The following is an 18,655-nucleotide window of genomic DNA, read 5'->3' on the forward strand; positions in this document are numbered from 1 at the left end:
AAGGACGCCCCCGCCATGTTCACCGTCTCGCTGATCGCCCATCCGGAGGCCGCCAATCTGGATGCCGATCTGCCCGGCGGCCTGTCCGACCGGTGGGGCGGCGACGTCCCGCGCTGGCTGGCGCCCGGGATCGCGGCCGAATTCGACATCGCCCTCGCCCCCGAGGGTGCCGACGCGGTCTGGGCCGACCTGCAGACCATCGGCATCGACCTGGCGATCCAGCCCGCCGGGGGGCGGCGCAAGCGCATCCTGATCGCAGACATGGATTCGACCATGATCGGGCAGGAATGCATCGACGAGCTGGCCGATTTCGCCGGCGTCGGCCCCCGCGTGGCCGACATCACCGCCCGCGCCATGAACGGAGAGCTGGATTTCGACCAGGCCCTGACCGAACGCGTGGGCCTGCTGGCGGGCCTACCCGAAGACACCATCACCCAGGTCCTCGAACAGCGCATCACCCTGGCGCCGGGCGGCGCGCAGCTGGTCGCCACCATGCGCGCCTTCGGGGCCTATACCGCGCTGGTCTCGGGCGGCTTCACGGCCTTCACCCGGGCCGTCGCCCTGCAGCTGGGCTTCGACGAGGAACGCGCCAACACGCTGCTTGCCCGGGACGGCACGCTGACTGGACAGGTCGCCCTGCCGATTCTGGGGCGCGAGGCCAAGATCGACGCCCTGACCCAGATCGCCGCCCGGCTCGGCACCACGCCCCAGAACGCCATCGCGGTGGGCGACGGGGCCAACGATCTGGGCATGATCCAGCTGGCGGGCACCGGCGTCGCGATGCATGCCAAGCCCGCCGTGGCGGCCCAGGCCCATGTCCGCATCAACCACGGCGATCTGACCGCGCTTCTCTACCTGCAGGGCTACGCGGCCGAGGATTTCGTCACCCCCTGACTTTGACCTCGACCCTTTCGCCTTGGCGCAAATATCCCACGGGGGTGCGGGGGTGTGAAACCCCCGCCTTTGCCCCTGCCACCAGGACCCCGCCCCGCCATGATCGACCTGACACTGGACCTGTTCCTCCTGCTGATCGCGGCGGCCTTTGCCGCGGGCTTCGTGGATGCCATCGCGGGGGGCGGGGGGCTGATCACGCTGCCGGTCCTGATGCTGGCGGGCCTGTCGCCCGCGCAGGCGCTGGCCACGAACAAGGTGCAGGGCGTCTTCGGCGCCGGCACCGCGGCGCTCAGCTATGCCGCGCGGGGGCTGGTGGACCTGCGCAGCCAGTGGAGGTCCGCGCTGATCGCCGCGGCGGCGGGCGCCGGGGGGGCGGTGCTGGTCAGCGCCATCCCGACGGAGGGGCTGCGCCTGATCCTGCCGGTGATCCTGATCGGCATCGCACTGTTCTTCGCCTTCAAGCCGGGGCTGGACGATCTGGACCGCACCCGGCGGCTGACCCCGGCGGTCTTCGCGCTGACGGCAGTGCCCTTCGTGGCCTTCTATGACGGGCTGATCGGGCCGGGGGCGGGGGCCTTCTACATGATCGGCTTCGTCACCCTGGCGGGCTATGGCGTGCTGAAGGCCACCGCGCATACCAAGCTTCTGAACTTCGCCTCGAACCTGGGCGGGCTGGGGGCCTTCGCGCTGGTGGGCCAGCCCCTGTGGATTTTAGGCATCGCGATGGGGGCGGCGCAGATCGCGGGGGCGATGCTGGGGGCGCGGCTGGCCTCGCGCATCGGGGCGCGGCTGATCAAGCCCCTGCTGGTCGTGACCTCGACCGTGCTGGCCTTTCGGCTGATCTGGCAGATGATCTGACGCCCGGTGCCGGCGCCACCTCTGCCAAGGGGCGCCGGATCGGATGCAGGGGGACGGGGGACGTGTCCCACACCCATTAGACCAGAGCTGTACGGCAGTTTCATGACGAATCGGACCGGACGGCTCAGATCGGAAAGCCCTCGGCCCGGCGCAGCGCGCCGGTGACGCGGCCCCGGCAGTTCGTCATCGGCCCGTCCAGCAGCTGCCGGGCCGCCGGATCGCCCGCCTCCAGCACGCCCAGATGGATCAGCAGGGCGGCGATCGCGGCCTCGCTGGCGCGGGTGGCGCCATCGGTGATCTTCAGCGCGATGCCCAGGCCCTGGTCGGGCAGGATCGTCACGAAGACCGCCTCGGCGCCGGTCTTGACGGCCACCGCCCCGCCCATGGCGCGCATCAGTTCGGTGCAGGACCGCCCCTCGCCGGCGACCATCTCGGGATGGGCGCGCATGGCGTCGACCAGCCGCCGCATGGCCTGGCCGCGCCGATCTGCACCGGGATTGGCGAAGCGGGCCATGGCACGCGCCAGCCCTTCCACCGTGCAGGCCCAGTTCGGGGCCGAGCAGCCGTCGATGCCGAAGCCGGGACTGACCTCGCCCGTGACCTCCTCGAAGGCGGCCTTGGCGGCCTGCTGGACGGGGTGGTCGGGCTCGACATAGTCGGGGCCGCCCTTCAGGTGGCGGTTCAGGGTCAGGAAGCCCGCATGCTTGCCCGAGCAGTTGTTGTGCAGCTGGCAGGGGGCGCTGTCCGAACAGGTCAGGCGCCGGTTCTCAGCCGCGTCGCGGGGCATGTGGGTGCCGCAGCGCAGGTCTGGTTCCGACAGGCCCAGCCCCGCCAGCCAGGCGTCCACGGCCTCCACATGCATCGCCGCCCCCGAATGGCTGGCGCAGGTCAGGGCCAGCTGCCGGTCGGTCAGCCCGGCCGCGTCGGCGGCGCCGCTTTCGACCAGCGGCAGCGCCTGGATCATCTTGCAGGACGAGCGGGGATAGATCACCTCGGCCGGGCGGCCCCAGGCCTCGACGACGCCATGGGCATCGCAGATCACCGCATGGCCGGCATGCCGGCTCTCGCACAGCTCGCCGCGCCACAACTCGATCATCTCGGCAGGCATCCCGGGGGGCCGCATCGTGATTTCTCCCTGACAATTGCGCGATTGTGCTTGCGCAGCCTTCCACGGGCGGCGATTTTCGATATCCTGACGACAGATGGTTGAAAAGACCACAGCAATCAGGAAGAACGCCGCTGGACGTGGCGAAATGAATGGCAGGAGACCACAGCATGATGACCACCACCCTGCGCGGACTGGGCGCCAGCCTTGTCCTGATCGCTTCTCTGGGCACGGCGGTTGCGCAAGAATCCAGCAATGTCGTGGCGACCGAGGGGGACTGGACCGTCTTCGCGGCCGACAATCCGCGCGAATGCTGGGCCGTCTCGCCCCCCCGCTCGACGCTGAACACCCGCGACGGCCAGACGGTCGAAGTCGCCCGCGGCGACATCCGCCTCTATGTCGCCTACCGCCCCGGCCAGAACGGCGAAGTGTCGTTCAGCGGCGGCTATCCCTTCGCACCGGATTCGACGGTCGAGGTCGATGTCGGCGGTCGCACCTTCAACCTGTTCACCGAGGGCGAGAGCGCCTGGACCGGCAGCCCGTCGGATGACGAGGCGATGATCACGGCCCTGCGCGCCGGGTCCAGCGCCGTGGTGACGGGCCGTTCGTCGCGCGGCACGACGACCAAGGACACATTCAGCCTGTCGGGCATCACCGCCGCGACCAACAGCGCCCGCGAGCGCTGCCAGTAAGGCGGCATGGGGGGCGCTGCCCCCCGTCCTGCGGACTCCCCCCGGGATATTTCCGGCCAAGATGAAAGAGGCGGCGGCGGTTGATTTCCGGCGCCGTCTGGTCTATTTGCAGGTCTTTCACGCAGATCTCTGGTAGGTTCATGACCGTCGTATTCCCGCAGGCCGCAGGCGCGGCCCCGATCACGCAAGACGTACTGACCATTCCGCGCAAGCTGCCGGCGGGGGGGCTGGTCAATATCGTGGGCCTGACGCGGGACCAGCTGCGCGAGGCGCTGATCGCGGCCGGCACGCCCGAGAAGCAGGCCAAGATGCGGGTCGGGCAGGTCTGGCAGTGGGTCTATCACTGGGGCGTGCGCGATTTCGCGCAGATGAGCAATCTGGCCAAGGATTACCGGGCCCTGCTGGCCGAGCATTTCGAGATCGCGCTGCCCGAGGTGGTGACCCGGCAGGTCAGCACCGATGGCACGCGCAAGTACCTGGTCCGGATCGCGGGCGGGCACGAGGTCGAGACGGTCTATATTCCCGAGGAGGGGCGCGGCACGCTCTGCGTCAGTTCGCAGGTGGGCTGCACGCTGACCTGTTCCTTCTGCCATACCGGCACGCAGAAGCTGGTGCGCAACCTGACGGCGGGCGAGATCGTGGGCCAGCTGATGCTGGCGCGCGACGATCTGGGCGAATGGCCCGTCCAAGGCGCCCCCAAGGACGAGACGCGGCTGGTCAGCAACATGGTCCTGATGGGCATGGGCGAGCCCCTGTACAATTTCGAGAACGTCCGCGACGCGATGAAGATCGTGATGGACAACGAGGGCCTGACCCTGTCGCGCCGTCGCATCACCCTGTCGACCAGCGGCGTGGTCCCCGAGATCGCCCGCACCGCGCAGGAGATCGGCTGCCTGCTGGCCGTCAGCTTCCACGCCACCACCGACGAGGTGCGCGACCGGCTGGTGCCCATCAACAAGCGCTGGAACATCGAGACGCTGCTGGCTGCGCTGCGCGACTATCCGCGCCTGACCAACAGCGAGCGGATCACCTTCGAATACGTGATGCTGGCGGGGGTCAACGACAGCGATGCCGACGCGCATCGCCTGGTCGAGCTGATCCGCGGCATTCCAGCCAAGATCAACCTGATCCCCTTCAACGAATGGCCGGGCGCGCCCTACAAGCGGTCCAGCAACAACCGCATCCATGCCTTTGCCGACATCATCCACAATGCCGGTTACGCCAGCCCCATCCGCACCCCGCGCGGCGAGGATATCATGGCCGCCTGCGGTCAGCTGAAATCCGCGACCGAGCGGGGCCGCAAGTCCCGCGCCCAGATCGCCGCCGAGGCTGCCGAGTAAGGCCACCCGGGCATCGGGCGCCGCGCCGCGTTCAGCGACGCTTGCCGCCGCGGGGCAGGGTCGTGCGGTTGCCGCGCGGGCCGGTCTGGACCGGGGTGTTCGCGGTGTTCTCCTCCGACAGCTTGCGCCAGCGCTCCAGCCGGTCGGCAGAGAGGGTGCCCGCCGCGATGGCGGCCTGAACGGCGCAGCCGGGCTCGTGCGCATGGGTGCAGTCGCGGAACCGGCAGAGCGGTGCCAGTTCGGTGATCTCGGCGAACAGCATCTCCAGACCCGCCGCCACGTCCGCCACATGCAGGGTGCGCATGCCGGGCGTGTCGATCACCCAGCCTCCGCCCGAGATGGGGTGCAAGGACCGCGCGGTGGTGGTGTGGCGGCCCTTGGCGTCGCCCTCGCGGATGGCGCCTGTCAGCTGCGCCTGACCCTCGGCCTTGTCGGCCAGCGTGTTCAGCAGCGTCGATTTGCCCACGCCCGAGGATCCGACCAGCGCGACGGTGCGGCCCGTCCCGCACCAGGGCGCCAGCACGGCGGCGGCATCGGGATCCTTGGCGTTCAGCAGCACGACCTCCAGCCCGCGCTGCAGGGCCAGCGCCTGATCGCGCCAGGGGGCGGGGTCGTCCACCTTGTCGATCTTGGTCAGCACGATGACGGGCTGGGTCCCGGCCTCGTTGGCCAGCGCCAGATAGCGTTCCAGCCGGGCGGCGTTGAAATCGTCGTTGCACGAGGTCACGATGAACAGCGTGTCGATGTTGGCGGCGATCAGCTGGCGGGTGTCGGCGCCCTCGGTCCGGCGGCGCAGCAGGGCGCGGCGGTCCAGACGGCGGGCCAGCACGCGGGTGTCGGCATGGGCCAGGACCCAATCGCCCACCGCGTAATCGGCGGTCGTCGCGTGCAGCGGCAGCTCCAGCCGGACCTGCCCCGCCCCGGTTTCCGCCGACAGGCGCGAGCGATGGACCGAGGCCACGCGCATCGGCACCAGCCCCGCATCATCCGGGGTGATCTGTTCGGCGAAGAAGGGCTGCCAGCCGAGGTCGGCCAATGCGGATGCGGTCATCTGATCTGCCTGTGTGACCCTGCCTGAATGGCCCTGCGCCCGCGGCGATGCAAGGGGATCGTGGCGCGCCTAGCCGTCGTCATGGGGCCAGTCGTCGATGATGGCGGCGGCCTCGGCGGCGGTTTCGACGAAGTGCAGCAGGTCCAGATCGGTCTCGCTGATCGTGCCCGCGCGGGCCAGGGCCTGCCAGTTCACGATCTCGCGCCAGAATTCGCCGCCGAACAGGATCAGGGGCACCCGCGCCATGCGGCGGGTCTGGATCAGGGTCAGGGCCTCGAACAGCTCGTCCAGCGTTCCGAAGCCGCCGGGAAAGACCGTGATCGCGCGGGCGCGCATCAGGAAATGCATCTTGCGGATCGCGAAGTAATGGAAGTTGAAGCACAGGTCCGGGGTGACATAGGCATTGGGGCTTTGCTCGTGCGGCAGCACGATGGACAGGCCGATGGACCGGCCGCCCGCGTCCTGCGCGCCCAGATTGCCCGCCTCCATCACGCCGGGGCCGCCGCCGGTGCAGATGACCAGATCATGCCCGCCCCCCGCCAGGCTGCGCTCGGTCATCAGGCGGCCGAATTCCCGCGCCTCGGTGTAGAAATGCGACAGCGCGCCCAGTTCCGGAGTGCGCGCCTGGCCCGCCCGCTCGGGCGAGGGGATGCGGGCGCCGCCGAAGATCACCACGGTCGACGTGATCCCGTGTTCGTCCATCAGCATCTGCGGCTTCAGCAGCTCCAGCTGCAGGCGGACGGGGCGCAATTCCTCGCGCAGCAGGAAATCCGTGTCGGTGAAGGCCAGCCGATAGGAAGGCGCCTCGGTCTGGGGCGTGTGGGGCGCACGCGCGGCACGGGCGGCATCCTGGGCGCTGTCGGGCAGGGGGTGGGATCGGTCGTCCGTCTGGCTCATCACATCCTCGGGCGGCTTGGCGCGGATTGCGCGGGCTTTCATCGGTGCTTATAGCCCTGGGGGACCAGTTTCCACCCGGACGCGACGAAACAGCAAGAGGCCCCGATGACCCAAGCCCTGGAACAAGCCATTGAGACCGCGTGGGAGGCCCGCGCCGAGATCACTCCCGCCACCACCGGCGAGACCCGCGATGCCGTGGACGAGACCCTGCGCCAGCTGGACGCGGGCACCCTGCGCGTCGCCGAGAAGCGCGGTGCCGACTGGCACGTGAACCAATGGGCGAAGAAGGCGGTGCTGCTGTCGTTCCGCCTGAACGACATGGAAGGGATGTCCGGCGGCCCGCAGGGGTCGAACTGGTGGGACAAGGTGCCCTCCAAGTTCCACGGATGGGGCGACAATCAATGGCGCGACGCAGGCTTTCGCGCCGTCCCGGGCGCCATCGTGCGGCGGTCGGCCTTCATCGGCAAGGGCGCGGTGCTGATGCCGTCCTTTGTCAACCTTGGCGCCCATGTGGGCGAGGGCACGATGGTCGATACCTGGGCCACGGTGGGGTCCTGCGCGCAGATCGGGAAGAACGTCCACCTGTCGGGCGGCGTCGGCATCGGCGGCGTGCTGGAGCCCCTGCAGGCCGGACCCACGATCATCGAGGATGACTGCTTCATCGGTGCCCGGTCCGAGGTCGTCGAGGGCTGCATCATCCGCGAGGGCTCGGTCCTGGGGATGGGCGTCTATATCGGCCAGTCGACCAAGATCGTCGACCGCGAGACCGGCAGCGTCAGCTATGGCGAGGTGCCCGCGGGATCGGTCGTCGTGTCGGGATCGCTGCCGTCCAAGAACGGGGTGAATCTCTATTGCGCGGTGATCGTCAAGCGGGTGGATGCGCAGACGCGCTCCAAGACCTCGGTCAACGAGCTGCTGCGCGACTGATGACGACGCTCTACATCGACGCGGATGCCTGCCCGGTCAAGGCCGAGGCGGAACGGGTCGCGGTGCGGATGGGCGTGCCGATGGTGCTGGTCTGCAACGGCGGGCTGCGCCTGCCCACCCATCCGCTGGTCCGGCTGCAGATCGTGGCCGCGGGCCCCGACGAGGCCGACAAGTGGATCGCGGACAACTGCGGCCCCGGTGACGTCGTGGTCACGGGCGACCTGCCGCTGGCCGACCGCTGCATCAAGGCGGGGGCCGCCGTGCTGACCCATGCGGGCGAGGTGCTGAACCCGGCCAATATCGGCCCGCGCTTGGCCACCCGCGACCTGATGGCCGACATCCGCGAGGCCAATCCCTTCCATCAGGGCGGCGGCGCGGGGTTCGGCAAGGCCGACCGCGCGCGCTTTCTGCAATCGCTGGACCGGGCGCTGACCGCCGCCCGCCGCGTTCCGCGCGCCCTTGGCGAACCCGGCGCGCAGGGTCCGCGTTAGGCGGCTTGCCCGGCAGGAGAGACCGATGCACGACGACCAGACCATCACCGCCATGACCGACCGCGTCCGAGAGGCCGCCTCGGACGAGACGATCAGCGTCGCGCAGATCACCGCCGCCCTGGGTCGCGATTCGCTGCCGCCCAACCTGATGATCCCGGCGCTGGCGGTCGTGTCGCCCCTGTCGGGGGTGCCGCTGTTCTCGTCGGTCTGCGGGCTGCTGATCGCGCTGATCTCGGCGCAGATGCTGCTGGGGCGCGACCATGTCTGGCTGCCGGGCTTCCTGATGCGGCGCAAGCTGGGCGCGGCGCGGGTGCGCGGCGCGTTGGACTGGATGCGCCGCCCGGCGGGGTTTCTGGACCGCATCACCGCCGAGCGCCTGACCGTGCTGGTTCGCCGGCCGATGCGCTGGATCACCCAGGCCCTGTGCCTGTGCTGCGGTCTGTTGATGCCGTTCCTGGAGCTGATCCCCTTCACCTCGTCGATGATGGGGGTGGTGGTCAGCCTGCTGGCCTTCGGGATGCTGGCCCGCGACGGGCTGTTCACCGCGCTTGGGCTGCTGGCGATCGGCGGGCTGGCGGGGCTGGTCCTGTATCTTCTGCCCTGAGGGCGGTCAGACCCCGATCAGCACCATCAGCAGCGGCAGCGTCACGATGCTGGCCGCCGTCGAGATCAGGATCGCGGTCGAGACCCGCTGCTGCGCGATCCCGAAATGCTGCGCCAGGATATAGACGTTCCCCGCCACCGGCAGCCCGGCGGCCACCACCATCACCCCCGCCGCGAAGGGATCGACCCGCAGGGCCCAAGCCGCCAGCCCCACGGCCAGCGGATGCAGGCCCAGCTTGGCAAAGCTCAGCCAGCCCGCGGGCGCCAGCCGCGCCAGGCTGCGCCCCGCCAGGCTGGCGCCGATGGCGAACAGCGCGCCCGGCGTGGCGGCAGCGCCCAGCAAGGCCAGGAACTCGTCCAGGGGCGCGGGCATGGGCAGCGCCAGCCCGCCCCAGGCCAGCCCCGCCACCATCGCCAGGATCATCGGATTGGCCGCGATCCCGCGCAGCACCGGCAGCACCGCAGCGACCCGCAGGCCGCCATGGCGCGAGGCATGCACGATCAGCGTGATCAGGGTCGAGAACACCAGCATGTCGATGGTCAGCACCATCAGCACCGGCCCGACGGCGCGCTCGCCCAAGAGGACGACCAGCATGGGCACGCCCAGAAAGCCGGTATTGCCGATCATGCAGCACTGCGCCTCCATCGCGGCCTCGGCCAGGCCCAGGCCGCGCGCGCGGGCGACCGCGATGCCTGCGGCCCAGACCACCGCCGAGCCGCCCAGATAGGCCAGCGCGAATCGCAGGTCGAACAGCGCGCCCAGGTCGATCCCGGCGGCAAAGCGGAACAGCATGGCCGACAGCGCGAAATAGAAGACGAAGCGTGTCAGCCATGCCGCGCCCTCGGGCGGGAAGAAGCGCATCGCGGCGGCGGCCCAGCCCAGGCCGATCAGGCCGAAGAAGGGCAGGGTCTTCAGCAGGATCTCAAGCACGCGACAGCCCCCTTTCGGGGGAATGTCAGCCCGATCCGATCAGCACCCCTACGGCCAGCACCAGACCACCGCCCACGACGACTTGCAAGGTGGCCCGCCAGAAGGGCGTCTGCATCCAGCGGTTCTGGATCCAGGCGATGGCCCACAGCTCGACGAAGACGACGATGATGGCGATGGTCGTGGCGGTCCAGAAATCCGCGATCAGATAGGGCAGCGCATGGCCAAGCCCCCCACCGTGGTCATCACCCCCGACGACAGGCCCCGCTTGATCGGCGATCCGCGCCCCGAGACGACGCCGTCATCCGACGCGGCCTCGGTGAAGCCCATGCTGATGCCCGCGCCGACGCTGGCGGCCAGCCCGACCTGGAAGGTCGTCCAGGGATCCTGCGTGGCAAAGGCCACCGCGAAGATCGGCGCCAGGGTCGAGACGCTGCCATCCATCAGCCCCGCCAGCCCGGGCTGCACCCAGGTAAGCACGAAGTCGCGATGGGCGACGGCGTCCTCCTCGGCGCGGCTGTCGGCATCGACCAGCTGCTCGGTCAGCTCGCGCGCGCGGTTCTCGTGGCCGCGCTCGGCGGCGGCCAGATCGCCCAGCAGCGTGCGGGTGGGGGCATGCAGGCTCTGCTGGGCGGCGCGGGCATAAAAATCGGCGGCGTCCCGTTCCATCCCCGCGGCCTCGGCGCGGATCGTGTCCAGCGACAGGTTCTCGATCATCCAGGCCGGGCGGCGGGTCACGTAGCCCGCCACATGCTCGCGCCGGATGACCGCGATCGCGTCGCCCCACCGGACCCTGTGGATCTCCAGCAGCATCCGGCGGTGGCCGTCCTCCTCGGCGCTCATGGCGTCGAAGACGGCGGCGGTCGCGGGATAGTCCTGGCGCAGATGCGCGGCCCAGTTGCGATAGATGCGGGCGTCGTCCTCCTCCGAGGCGATGGCCAGGGCCACGATCTCGCGCTCGGACAGTTCCGACAGCCGCTTGCGGGCAGAGAGGAAGGGCATGGTCATCTTCGGTCTCAAATATCCTCGGGGGTGAGGCCGCCTGCGGCCGAGGGGGCGGAAGGCCCCCGTGCGACCGTGAACTCATGCGCGCCGTCACCCAGATCGCGCAGGGCGACCATGGCATGCCCCGCCACCTCGCAGTAATGCGGCACATCGACCAAGGCCATGGAATCCGTGGCAATCAGGCGCAACATTCCGCCTTGGGGCAGCGCCATCAGCGCCTTGCGCAGGCGCAGGACGGGCAAGGGGCACAAAAGCCCGCGGGCATCCACCTCGGGGACGGGGGTCAAGACGGAACCGCGAATCGGTCCAGGCACCAGCCCCGCAGCGCCTGCGGGTCCAGCCTGACGGCCAGATCGCCCGCGAAGTCCAGGAAGGCCGCCTGCTGCTGGCGCGGCACGTACAGCAGCACCGGCTGGCCCTCGGCCGCGGCCCGACCGATCAGGTCGCGAAAGCCGCGGCCCATGGCCTCCTGGCGGCCGAACTTGGGGATGACCACCAGCCCGGCGCCGTCCAGATGCGGCGCGGTCCGCGCCACCGCCTCCTCCAGCGCGCCGGTGTCCAGCCGGCAGCCCTGCGCGCCCGGCCCCAGGGATTGCGAGATGCGCAGCGGCGCGCCCGGATCGCCCAGCACCACGATCTCCATGTCGCAGGCGCAGTCGGGGCCCAGGTCCAGGTTACGCTGCACCGCCCCCGCCACGGCCAGGCCGCGGGCGCGCAGATCCGTCGCCAGATCCTCGATCAGCCGGTCCGCCGCCCCGGGGGCGGCCCCCTCATCCGTGGAAAACCATGCCAGCATGCCGCCCCCTCACACGCCGCTGTCCAGCGCGAATTTCATCAAGCCGTTGATCCCGTCCACGCCCAGCTTCCGCTTGAGCGCCGACGAGGTGTTGGCGGCGGTCTTGTAGCTGACATTCAGCCGGTCGGCGATGGCCTGCAGCCCGTGGCCCTGCCCAATCAGCGTCAGCACCTGCCGTTCGCGGTCCGACAGCGCGCCAAGCGGATCGTCCGCGGCACCCGCGCGCAGCGTGGCCAGCGCCATGGCCTGCTTGGGCGCCAGATAGAACTCTCCGGCCTCGAGCTGGCGCACCGCATCGCGGAAATCCGAGGGCGGCGCGTTCTTGGACAGGAAGCCCTGCGCGCCGGCCTGCAGGGCGCGGGCCGCGAACCCGGTCTGATCGTTCATGGAAAAGACCAGGATCCGCCCCTGCGGCGCCAGCGCCCGCAGCGGGCCCACCAGATCGAGGCCCCCCGCGCCGGGCAGGCTGATGTCCAGCACGATCAGGTCGGGCGCGGGGCCGGTGGCCAACTGGTCCAGCGCCTCCTCGCCGGACATGGCCTGGCCCACCGGGTCATAGCCCAGGTCGCGCAGCAGGCGGCTGGCGCCCAGATGGGTGATCGGGTGGTCGTCGATGACCAAGGCGCGTTTCGTCACGTCGTCGTCCTGTTCCTGGTTGCGGGCGCGCGGGGCAGCCGGGCCTCCAGCACGGTGCCCGAGGCATCCGTCCGGATCTGCAGGTCGCCGCCCAGAAGCGTGATGCGTTCGCGCATGCCGGTCAGCCCCGCGCCTTCGCGCCGACCCTCGGCGATGCCCGTGCCGTCATCGGCCAGGATCATGCGCCAATGCGCCGGATCGGTCCAGAGCCGGATGTCGATCCGCCCGGCCTGGGCATGGCGCAGCGCGTTGGTCGTGCCCTCCTGCAGGATGCGGAACAGGGTCAGGGCGCTGGCCTCGTCGGGCTCGGGCAGGGCTGCGGCGACGTCGAGGCGGACGTCCATGTCGGGAAAGCGGCGCGTCAGGTCGTCGACGTAATCGCCCAGCACCACGGCCAGGGGCAGCTGGCCCACCGCCATCGGGCGCAGGTCGTTCAGCAGCGCCCGGTTCACACGCGAGATCTGTTCGGCGATCGCGGCGATCTGCTCGGCGGACTGGGCGGTGGCGTCGTCGGGGGCGGCCGCGCGCAGGGCGTCGGCCTCGACCCGAAGACCGAAGAGGCAGGGGCCCATCTCGTCATGCAGGTCGCGGGCGATGGCCTTGCGCTCGGCATCGCCCCGCGCGACGATCTGGTGCTGCAGGCGGATGCGGTCGGTCCGGGCCCGTTCCAGCGCCTGCGCCAGCGCATCGGCATGACGCGCCAGCGGCGCCAGGTCGGGCTGGGGCAGGGGGCCGATGCGGGCCTCCAGCTCTCCGCGGGTCAGGTCCGACAGGCGGGCGGCGATGGTGGCCACGGGGCGCAGGCCCTGGCCCACCGCCCATGCGATCAGCCCGGCCTGCAGCGCCGCCGTGCCAAGCGCCAGCGCCATCAGGTCGCGCATGTCGCGCCAGGCGCGGGCGATCTCCTCGGCCGGGTCGCCGGTGATCAGCACATAGCCGCGCGGGCGCCCCTCGATCACCACGGGCAGGCGGGTTTCCTGCGGGTCGGGGGCGACCAGCGCCGCGAACCAGCCGGGGCTGCGGTCGGCGGGATCGGCCGGGCCCGGGGGCTGGCGCAGGGTGCCGTCCAGCGCGTCGACGACCCCAATGCGGGCATGGCGCGGCTCGGCCAGGCGTTCGGGCAGGCGGGCCATGATCCGGTCGGCGGGCACCGCGCCCTGCATCGTGCCGATCGTGGCCAGCACCAGGTTGCGCGCGGTCTGGGCGCCCATGCGCGTCTCGGTCGCGATGTCGCGGCGCAGCCGGTCTAGGCTGCCCAAGGCCAGCACCCCGACCAGCAGCAGCTGCATCGCGACGATGACGAGAAGGATCCGGGCGCGCAGCGTCATGGGCGGCAGAGTGGCGGCAAGCCGGGCGCAAGGCAATGGGGGGCGCCGGGGGCGGTGGGGGTGCCCGTGGCGGGGGTGGCAGGGGGGCGCTGCCCCCCGTCCTGCGGACTCCCCCCGGGATATTTTCGCCAAGGCGAAAGGGCGGGCTTTCCTGTCCCGCGATGGCTGCGTAGGAAGGAGGGATGAGCGAATATGACACCCTTGCGGCCCGCATCCGGGCCCTCTGTGCGGGCGAGACCGACGAGGTCGCGCTGATGGCCACCGTGGCCTGCGAATTGCATCATTCCGACGAGCGGTTCGACTGGACCGGCTTCTACCGGGTCGTGGCGCCCGAGCTGTTGAAGATCGGGCCCTATCAGGGCGGGCATGGCTGCCTGGTGATCCCCTTCGCGCGCGGCGTCTGCGGGGCGGCGGCGCGGACGCGCGCGGTGCAGATCGTGGCCGATGTCGAGGCGTTTCCCGGCCATATCGCCTGTTCCAGCAGCACCCGGTCCGAGATCGTGCTGCCCGTCATCGGCGCGGGGGATCGGCTGATCGGGGTGCTGGACATCGACAGCGACAGGCCCGATGCCTTCGATCAGGCGGATGCGCAGGCCCTGGCGGCCATTCTGGAGGAGGTGTTCCATGGGATCTGACCTGACGGGATCCGACCTGAAGGGCCGCTGCCTGTGCGGCGCGGTCACCTTTCGCGGGCAGCGGGGCGGCGATGCCCTGCGCGCCTGCCATTGCGGCCAGTGCCGCCGCTGGTCGGGCCATGTCTGGGCCGCCATCGGGCTGACCGACCTGCGGATCGCGGGGCCGGTGCGCTGGCACGCCTCGTCCGACCGCGCCGAGCGGGGGTTCTGCAGCCAGTGCGGCAGCGCGCTGTTCTGGAAGGCCCGGGGCGGGACCGAGACCGACGTGGCGGCGGGCGCCCTGGACGCGCCCACCGGGCTGGAACTGGCGGGGCATATCTTCGCCGCCGACAAGGGCGATTACTACCGGATCGCGGACGATCTGCCGACCTGGCCGCAGGAGGCGCCGGAATGATCTGGGACACTCTGGCCAACGTGCCCGCCGGGCAGATGACGGCCTTCATCGCGGGCGGGCTGGTGCTGAACTTCGCGCCGGGGCAGGACGTGTTCTTCGCCAGCGCCTGCGGCATCCAGGGCGGGCCGCGCGCCGGGGCCTGGGCGGGTCTGGGCGTGGGCCTGGGCGTGCTGATGCACGTGACGCTGGCCACGGTGGGTCTGGGCGCGCTGGTCGCCGCCCATCCCGAGGCGCTGCGGGCGATCAAGTATGCGGGCGCGGCCTATCTGCTGTGGCTGGCATGGAAAAGCTGGCGGGCGGGGGATGTGGATCCGGCGGCCCGGGGCAGCGTGCGCGTCTGGAACATCATCCGGCGCGGGTTCCTGTCCAATGCGCTGAACCCCAAGCCGGTGCTGTTCATGCTGGCCTTCCTGCCGCAGTTCACCAACCCGGCCTGGGGGCCGATCTGGCAGCAGATTCTGGGGCTGGGGCTGATCTTCGCCTTCACCGGCACGCTGGTGACGATCGGCTACGGGGTCGTGGGCGGCGTCGCGGGTCAGGTGATCGGCAAGCGTCTGGGGCTGGTCAACAAGATCGCCGCCGTGATGTTCGCGGGGCTGGCGCTGCGCCTCGTCTGGAGATGACGGGCTTCGTCTACGCGCCGCCCGCCGATGCGCCGGTGGTGATCCATGCCGACGATCAGGTGCTGATCGTCGACAAGCAGGCGGGGCTGTTGTCCGTGCCGGGACGGGGCGAGGACCGGGCCGACTGCCTGATCGCGCGGCTGCGCGTCGGATTTCCGACCGTGCTGCTGGTGCATCGGCTGGATCTGGACACCTCGGGCGTGATGGTCTTCGCGCTGACCCCCCATGCGCAGCGGCATCTGTCCAAGCAGTTCGAGGAGCGGCGCACCAGGAAGGTCTATGTCGCGCGGCTGGCGGGGCGGCTGCAGCCCGACACGGGGCGGGTCGATCTGCCGCTGATCGTCGACTGGCCCAACCGCCCGCGCCAAAAGGTCGACCATGTCGAGGGCCGGGCGGCGCAGACGGACTGGCGGGTGGTTCGCGCCTCGGAGGACGAGACGCGGGTGCGGCTGATGCCGGTCACCGGGCGCAGCCATCAGCTGCGGGTCCACATGGCCGAGACGGGCCATCCGATCCTGGGCGATCCGCTTTATGCGACGGGGGCGGCGGCGGATCATCCGCGCCTGATGCTGCATGCCGAGAGCCTGCGGTTCCGGCATCCCGACAGCGAGGTGCAGATCGGGTTCTCGGCGCCGGTGCCGTTCTAGGACAGCAACTTAGGCGGTCGGCTCGGCCGGCCTGCGGCGCAGGCGGCGCGACAGCCAGCGGGCGATCCAGGGAAACAGCGTCAGCGCCACGATCACCGCGATGATGCGCGGCCCCACGATGTCCGAGACCTGATCCAGCTCGGCCAGCTGGGTGCCCGCGGCGCTGAGGATCGCCTTGTTGGGCAGGACGCCCGCCGCCGTGACCGGAATGAAGACCCGGGCGGCCAGCGCGCTGACCCCGGCCGCCAGGTTCAGCACGAAGAAGGGGATCGCGGGCGTCAGCCGCAGGCTGAGCAGCGCCAGCGCGCCATCCGCCTCGACCCGGCGGTCCAGCTGGTCCAGGCGCGCGCCCAGCAGGCGGCGCACCTGACCGGTCAGCAGGTGCCGCGCCGCGAGGAAGGTCAGCATCGCCGCCATCATCGTGCCCAGCATCGACAGGACCAGCCCCAGCCAGAAGCCGAAGAAGGCACCGCCCGCCAGGGTCATCAGCACCACGACCGGGAAGGGCAGCGCCCCCAGCACGGCAAAGCCGCCCAGATAGGCCAGCACCGCCAGCTCGTGATTGCGGTCGCGCCAGCCCTGACCGTGTTCCAGCATCCGGTGCAGCCGTGTCAGGTCGGATTGCAGGGCGGGCAGAGATGGCCACAGCCACAGGGCGGCGGCCAAGGCCGCCACCCCTGCTGCGGCCCCCAGGGCGATCCGCAGCGGCGTCATGCCGGATCAGGCCGCGCCGTCGGGATACCAGTCGGCCACGACCACCTGCGCGCCCGATCCGCCCTCCTCCACCAGCCGGGCGAAGGCGGCCATGTCGCTGTCGCGGAAATGGTAGGGATAGACCACCTCGGGCGCGAAGGCGGTCACGGCCTCGGCCGCCTGCTCGACCGTCATCGTATAGGGCAGGTTCATGGGCAGGAAGGCCACATGGATGTCGGTCAGGGCGCGCAGTTCGGGCGTGTCCTCGGTATCGCCCGCGATCAGGACGCGCTGGCCGCCGATGGTCAGGACATAGCCGTTGTCGCGGCCCTGCGGGTGGTACTGCGCCCGTTCGGGGGTGATGTTGTAGGCGGGGATCGCCTCGATGGTCAGGCCGAGCGCCTCGCCGGTGTCGCCATTGGCCATGGCGGTGACGCGGGCGGCCATCGCCTCGGGCAGCATGTCGGCGACGGCACCGTTGGCGATGATCGGCACCTCGGGCAGGGCGTCCAGCGTGGGCTGGTCGTAATGGTCGCCATGCTCGTGGGTGATCAGGATCAGGTCGGGCGCGGGCAGGTCGGCATAGGCCTCGGCCCCGCCGACCGGATCGACATAGACGACCCCGGCGGGCGTCTCCAGGACCATCGAGGCGTGGTCGACCGGATGGATCACGATCTCGCCGCCGTCCACGGGATGGCGGAAGGGCCCGGGCTGCGGGCTGGCGTCCTGCGCGCGGGCGGGGCCTGCGGCGATCATCGGGATGACGGCACTGCCCATCAGGGCGGCGGCCAGTTGCAGTCCGGAACGGCGGGTCAGGCGCATGATGTCTCATCCTGTGGCAGGGCTGGGGTCAGGGGCCGAACACCGGCTGCCGCCCCCGGGTTCCCGGCTTGCGAGGCGCTGTCGCCTGACCTACACATTCCGGCGAGACAGGGCAGGCGGGACCGGGCGGCAGGGTCCGGCAGCAGACAAAGGGGCGCGAGATGACGCATCTGTGGGTCAGGGCGGAAAGCCGCCCGAACGAGGATCGTACCGGCATCACCCCGGACGGCGTGGCGCGGCTGATCGCGGACGGCATGACGGTCACGGTCGAGGACAGCCCCCACCGCATCATCCCGACCGACGCCTATGCCCGGGCAGGCGCCGCAATCGCGCCCGAGGGCAGCTGGCCCGAAGCGCCCGCCGGTGCCATCGTCTTCGGCCTGAAGGAACTGCCCGAGGACGGCACGCCGCTGCGCCACCGCCACATCATGTTCGGCCATTCCTACAAGGACCAGCCGGCGGGCCGTGTCCTGCTGGACCGGTTCCGGGCTGGGGGCGGGATGCTGTGGGATCTGGAATACCTGACCGACGAGGACGGGCGGCGGCTGGCGGCCTTCGGCTATTGGGCGGGCTATGCGGGGGCGGCGGTCTCGCTGCTGGCTTGGACCGCGCAGCAGGGCTGTGGCATCTGCGGGCCGGTCGCGGCCTGGCCCGACCAGGACGCCCTGCTGGCCGACCTGCGCGCGCGCATGGACGCCACCGGCCGCCCGCGCCCGCGGGCCATCGTGATCGGCGCCAAGGGCCGCGTGGGCCGGGGGGCCGCCGACCTGATGGCCGCGACCGGCGTGCCGGTGACGGCCTGGGACATGGCCGAGACGGCGCATGGCGGCCCCTTCCCCGAGGTGCTGATGCACGAGATCTTCGTCAACGCAATCCTGGCCCGGCCCGGCGCGCCGGTCTTCGTCCCCGCCAGCGCGGTGGCGCCGGGCCGCGCGTTGACGGTGATCGGCGACGTGGCCTGCGATCCGGACAGCGATTTCTCTCCCATCAAGGTCTATGACCGTGCGACCAGTTGGCACGCCCCGGTGCTGCGCGTGGCCGAGGCGCCGCCGCTGGACGTGATGGCGATCGACAACCTGCCCTCGCTGCTGCCGCGCGAAAGCTCGGTGGATTATGCCGGGCAATTGCTGCCTGTGCTGCGTGCGCTGGCCGATCCGCAGGCCGGGCCCTGGGGTCGCGCGGCGGCGCTTTATCGCGATCATGCCGGGCGCGCGGCGGTCTGAACCCTGACAGGATCGTGACCCCCCGGCCCGGAACATGCCGAAAGGCGGGGCATTTGGTCGGTTCAAA

Annotated in this window: 22 protein-coding genes and 1 pseudogene; 12 read left to right on the forward strand and 11 right to left on the reverse strand. The window is 70.8% G+C overall.

Annotated elements, in window-relative coordinates; all coding sequences use genetic code 11:
- The first annotated feature begins 15 nt into the window (after positions 1-15).
- The gene (serB, locus tag E4191_RS00155) at positions 16-894 is read left to right on the forward strand and encodes a phosphoserine phosphatase SerB (protein ID WP_135311608.1); all 879 of its coding nucleotides are present in this window, start codon (positions 16-18) and stop codon (positions 892-894) included.
- A gap of 99 nt (positions 895-993) precedes the next feature.
- A complete protein-coding gene (locus E4191_RS00160; protein ID WP_135311609.1) occupies positions 994-1,752 on the forward strand; it encodes a TSUP family transporter in 759 nt (252 codons plus the stop codon).
- Between the two features lie 124 nt (positions 1,753-1,876).
- Here E4191_RS00160 and E4191_RS00165 read toward each other — a convergent pair whose 3' ends face one another.
- Positions 1,877-2,875 carry an asparaginase gene (locus tag E4191_RS00165; protein ID WP_228461414.1) on the reverse strand — a complete coding sequence of 333 codons (999 nt, stop codon included), beginning with the start codon at positions 2,873-2,875 and terminating at the stop codon, positions 1,877-1,879.
- A 152-nt stretch (positions 2,876-3,027) separates the two neighbouring features.
- Between E4191_RS00165 and E4191_RS00170 the strand changes: the two genes are divergently transcribed.
- Both E4191_RS00170 and rlmN read left to right on the forward strand, forming a co-directional pair.
- Positions 3,028-3,549, forward strand: a complete 522-nt coding sequence (locus E4191_RS00170; protein ID WP_135311610.1) for an invasion associated locus B family protein — start codon at positions 3,028-3,030, stop codon at positions 3,547-3,549.
- 140 nt (positions 3,550-3,689) lie between these two features.
- Positions 3,690-4,889, forward strand: coding sequence for a 23S rRNA (adenine(2503)-C(2))-methyltransferase RlmN (gene rlmN / locus E4191_RS00175; protein ID WP_135311611.1), 1,200 nt, complete (start codon positions 3,690-3,692; stop codon positions 4,887-4,889).
- A gap of 31 nt (positions 4,890-4,920) precedes the next feature.
- On the opposite strand, the gene rsgA is transcribed toward rlmN, so the two are convergent.
- Together rsgA and E4191_RS00185 are read right to left on the reverse strand one after the other, a co-directional pair.
- A complete protein-coding gene (gene rsgA, locus E4191_RS00180) occupies positions 4,921-5,940 on the reverse strand; it encodes a ribosome small subunit-dependent GTPase A (protein ID WP_135311612.1) in 1,020 nt (339 codons plus the stop codon).
- 69 nt (positions 5,941-6,009) lie between these two features.
- Positions 6,010-6,879 carry an LOG family protein gene (locus E4191_RS00185; protein WP_407947028.1) on the reverse strand — a complete coding sequence of 290 codons (870 nt, stop codon included), beginning with the start codon at positions 6,877-6,879 and terminating at the stop codon, positions 6,010-6,012.
- 63 nt (positions 6,880-6,942) lie between these two features.
- Here E4191_RS00185 and dapD point away from each other — a divergent pair, with 63 nt between their 5' ends.
- The 3 genes from dapD to E4191_RS00200 are packed head-to-tail and all read left to right on the forward strand — an operon-like array spanning position 6,943 to position 8,859.
- Entirely contained in the window at positions 6,943-7,764 is an 822-nt protein-coding gene (dapD, locus tag E4191_RS00190; RefSeq protein WP_135311613.1) for a 2,3,4,5-tetrahydropyridine-2,6-dicarboxylate N-succinyltransferase, read from the forward strand.
- Positions 7,764-8,255 carry a YaiI/YqxD family protein gene (locus E4191_RS00195; protein ID WP_135311614.1) on the forward strand — a complete coding sequence of 164 codons (492 nt, stop codon included), beginning with the start codon at positions 7,764-7,766 and terminating at the stop codon, positions 8,253-8,255. The genes dapD and E4191_RS00195 overlap by 1 nt, the downstream gene beginning before the upstream one ends.
- 25 nt (positions 8,256-8,280) lie before the next feature.
- The gene (locus E4191_RS00200) at positions 8,281-8,859 is read left to right on the forward strand and encodes an exopolysaccharide biosynthesis protein (RefSeq protein WP_135311615.1); all 579 of its coding nucleotides are present in this window, start codon (positions 8,281-8,283) and stop codon (positions 8,857-8,859) included.
- A 6-nt stretch (positions 8,860-8,865) separates the two neighbouring features.
- On the opposite strand, the gene E4191_RS00205 is transcribed toward E4191_RS00200, so the two are convergent.
- The 6 genes and pseudogenes from E4191_RS00205 to E4191_RS00230 form a co-directional block, all read right to left on the reverse strand.
- Positions 8,866-9,789, reverse strand: coding sequence for an AEC family transporter (locus tag E4191_RS00205; RefSeq protein ID WP_135311616.1), 924 nt, complete (start codon positions 9,787-9,789; stop codon positions 8,866-8,868).
- A gap of 25 nt (positions 9,790-9,814) precedes the next feature.
- A pseudogene (mbfA, locus tag E4191_RS00210) lies at positions 9,815-10,788 on the reverse strand (iron exporter MbfA).
- A 14-nt stretch (positions 10,789-10,802) separates the two neighbouring features.
- The gene (locus E4191_RS00215; RefSeq protein WP_135311617.1) at positions 10,803-11,078 is read right to left on the reverse strand and encodes a sulfurtransferase TusA family protein; all 276 of its coding nucleotides are present in this window, start codon (positions 11,076-11,078) and stop codon (positions 10,803-10,805) included.
- Positions 11,075-11,587, reverse strand: a complete 513-nt coding sequence (locus E4191_RS00220) for a DUF2478 domain-containing protein (protein WP_135311618.1) — start codon at positions 11,585-11,587, stop codon at positions 11,075-11,077. The genes E4191_RS00215 and E4191_RS00220 overlap by 4 nt, the downstream gene beginning before the upstream one ends.
- Before the next feature lie 9 nt (positions 11,588-11,596).
- Complete coding sequence (locus tag E4191_RS00225) at positions 11,597-12,223, reverse strand: response regulator (RefSeq protein ID WP_135311619.1); 627 nt, start codon at positions 12,221-12,223, stop codon at positions 11,597-11,599.
- The gene (locus tag E4191_RS00230; RefSeq protein ID WP_135311620.1) at positions 12,220-13,551 is read right to left on the reverse strand and encodes a histidine kinase; all 1,332 of its coding nucleotides are present in this window, start codon (positions 13,549-13,551) and stop codon (positions 12,220-12,222) included. Before E4191_RS00230 ends, E4191_RS00225 begins: the two co-directional genes overlap by 4 nt.
- A gap of 182 nt (positions 13,552-13,733) precedes the next feature.
- Here E4191_RS00230 and E4191_RS00235 point away from each other — a divergent pair, with 182 nt between their 5' ends.
- The 4 genes from E4191_RS00235 to E4191_RS00250 are packed head-to-tail and all read left to right on the forward strand — an operon-like array spanning position 13,734 to position 15,850.
- Positions 13,734-14,186, forward strand: coding sequence for a GAF domain-containing protein (locus tag E4191_RS00235; RefSeq protein WP_135311621.1), 453 nt, complete (start codon positions 13,734-13,736; stop codon positions 14,184-14,186).
- Positions 14,176-14,580 carry a GFA family protein gene (locus E4191_RS00240; RefSeq protein WP_135311622.1) on the forward strand — a complete coding sequence of 135 codons (405 nt, stop codon included), beginning with the start codon at positions 14,176-14,178 and terminating at the stop codon, positions 14,578-14,580. Before E4191_RS00235 ends, E4191_RS00240 begins: the two co-directional genes overlap by 11 nt.
- Positions 14,577-15,203, forward strand: coding sequence for a LysE family translocator (locus E4191_RS00245; RefSeq protein WP_135311623.1), 627 nt, complete (start codon positions 14,577-14,579; stop codon positions 15,201-15,203). Before E4191_RS00240 ends, E4191_RS00245 begins: the two co-directional genes overlap by 4 nt.
- Complete coding sequence (locus E4191_RS00250) at positions 15,200-15,850, forward strand: pseudouridine synthase (protein ID WP_135311624.1); 651 nt, start codon at positions 15,200-15,202, stop codon at positions 15,848-15,850. The genes E4191_RS00245 and E4191_RS00250 overlap by 4 nt, the downstream gene beginning before the upstream one ends.
- Before the next feature lie 9 nt (positions 15,851-15,859).
- On the opposite strand, the gene E4191_RS00255 is transcribed toward E4191_RS00250, so the two are convergent.
- Both E4191_RS00255 and E4191_RS00260 read right to left on the reverse strand, forming a co-directional pair.
- The gene (locus E4191_RS00255; RefSeq protein WP_135311625.1) at positions 15,860-16,564 is read right to left on the reverse strand and encodes a TVP38/TMEM64 family protein; all 705 of its coding nucleotides are present in this window, start codon (positions 16,562-16,564) and stop codon (positions 15,860-15,862) included.
- Between the two features lie 6 nt (positions 16,565-16,570).
- Positions 16,571-17,365: an MBL fold metallo-hydrolase gene (locus E4191_RS00260; protein WP_135311626.1), complete on the reverse strand. Its 795-nt coding sequence runs from the start codon at positions 17,363-17,365 to the stop codon at positions 16,571-16,573.
- 161 nt (positions 17,366-17,526) lie between these two features.
- Here E4191_RS00260 and E4191_RS00265 point away from each other — a divergent pair, with 161 nt between their 5' ends.
- On the forward strand, positions 17,527-18,588 hold the full coding sequence (locus E4191_RS00265; protein WP_135311627.1) for a saccharopine dehydrogenase: 1,062 nt from the start codon (positions 17,527-17,529) through the stop codon (positions 18,586-18,588).
- Positions 18,589-18,655 lie beyond the last annotated feature (67 nt).

Origin of the sequence: Paracoccus liaowanqingii (genome assembly GCF_004683865.2) — a bacterium.
GTDB classification, from domain to species: Bacteria; Pseudomonadota; Alphaproteobacteria; order Rhodobacterales; family Rhodobacteraceae; genus Paracoccus; species Paracoccus liaowanqingii.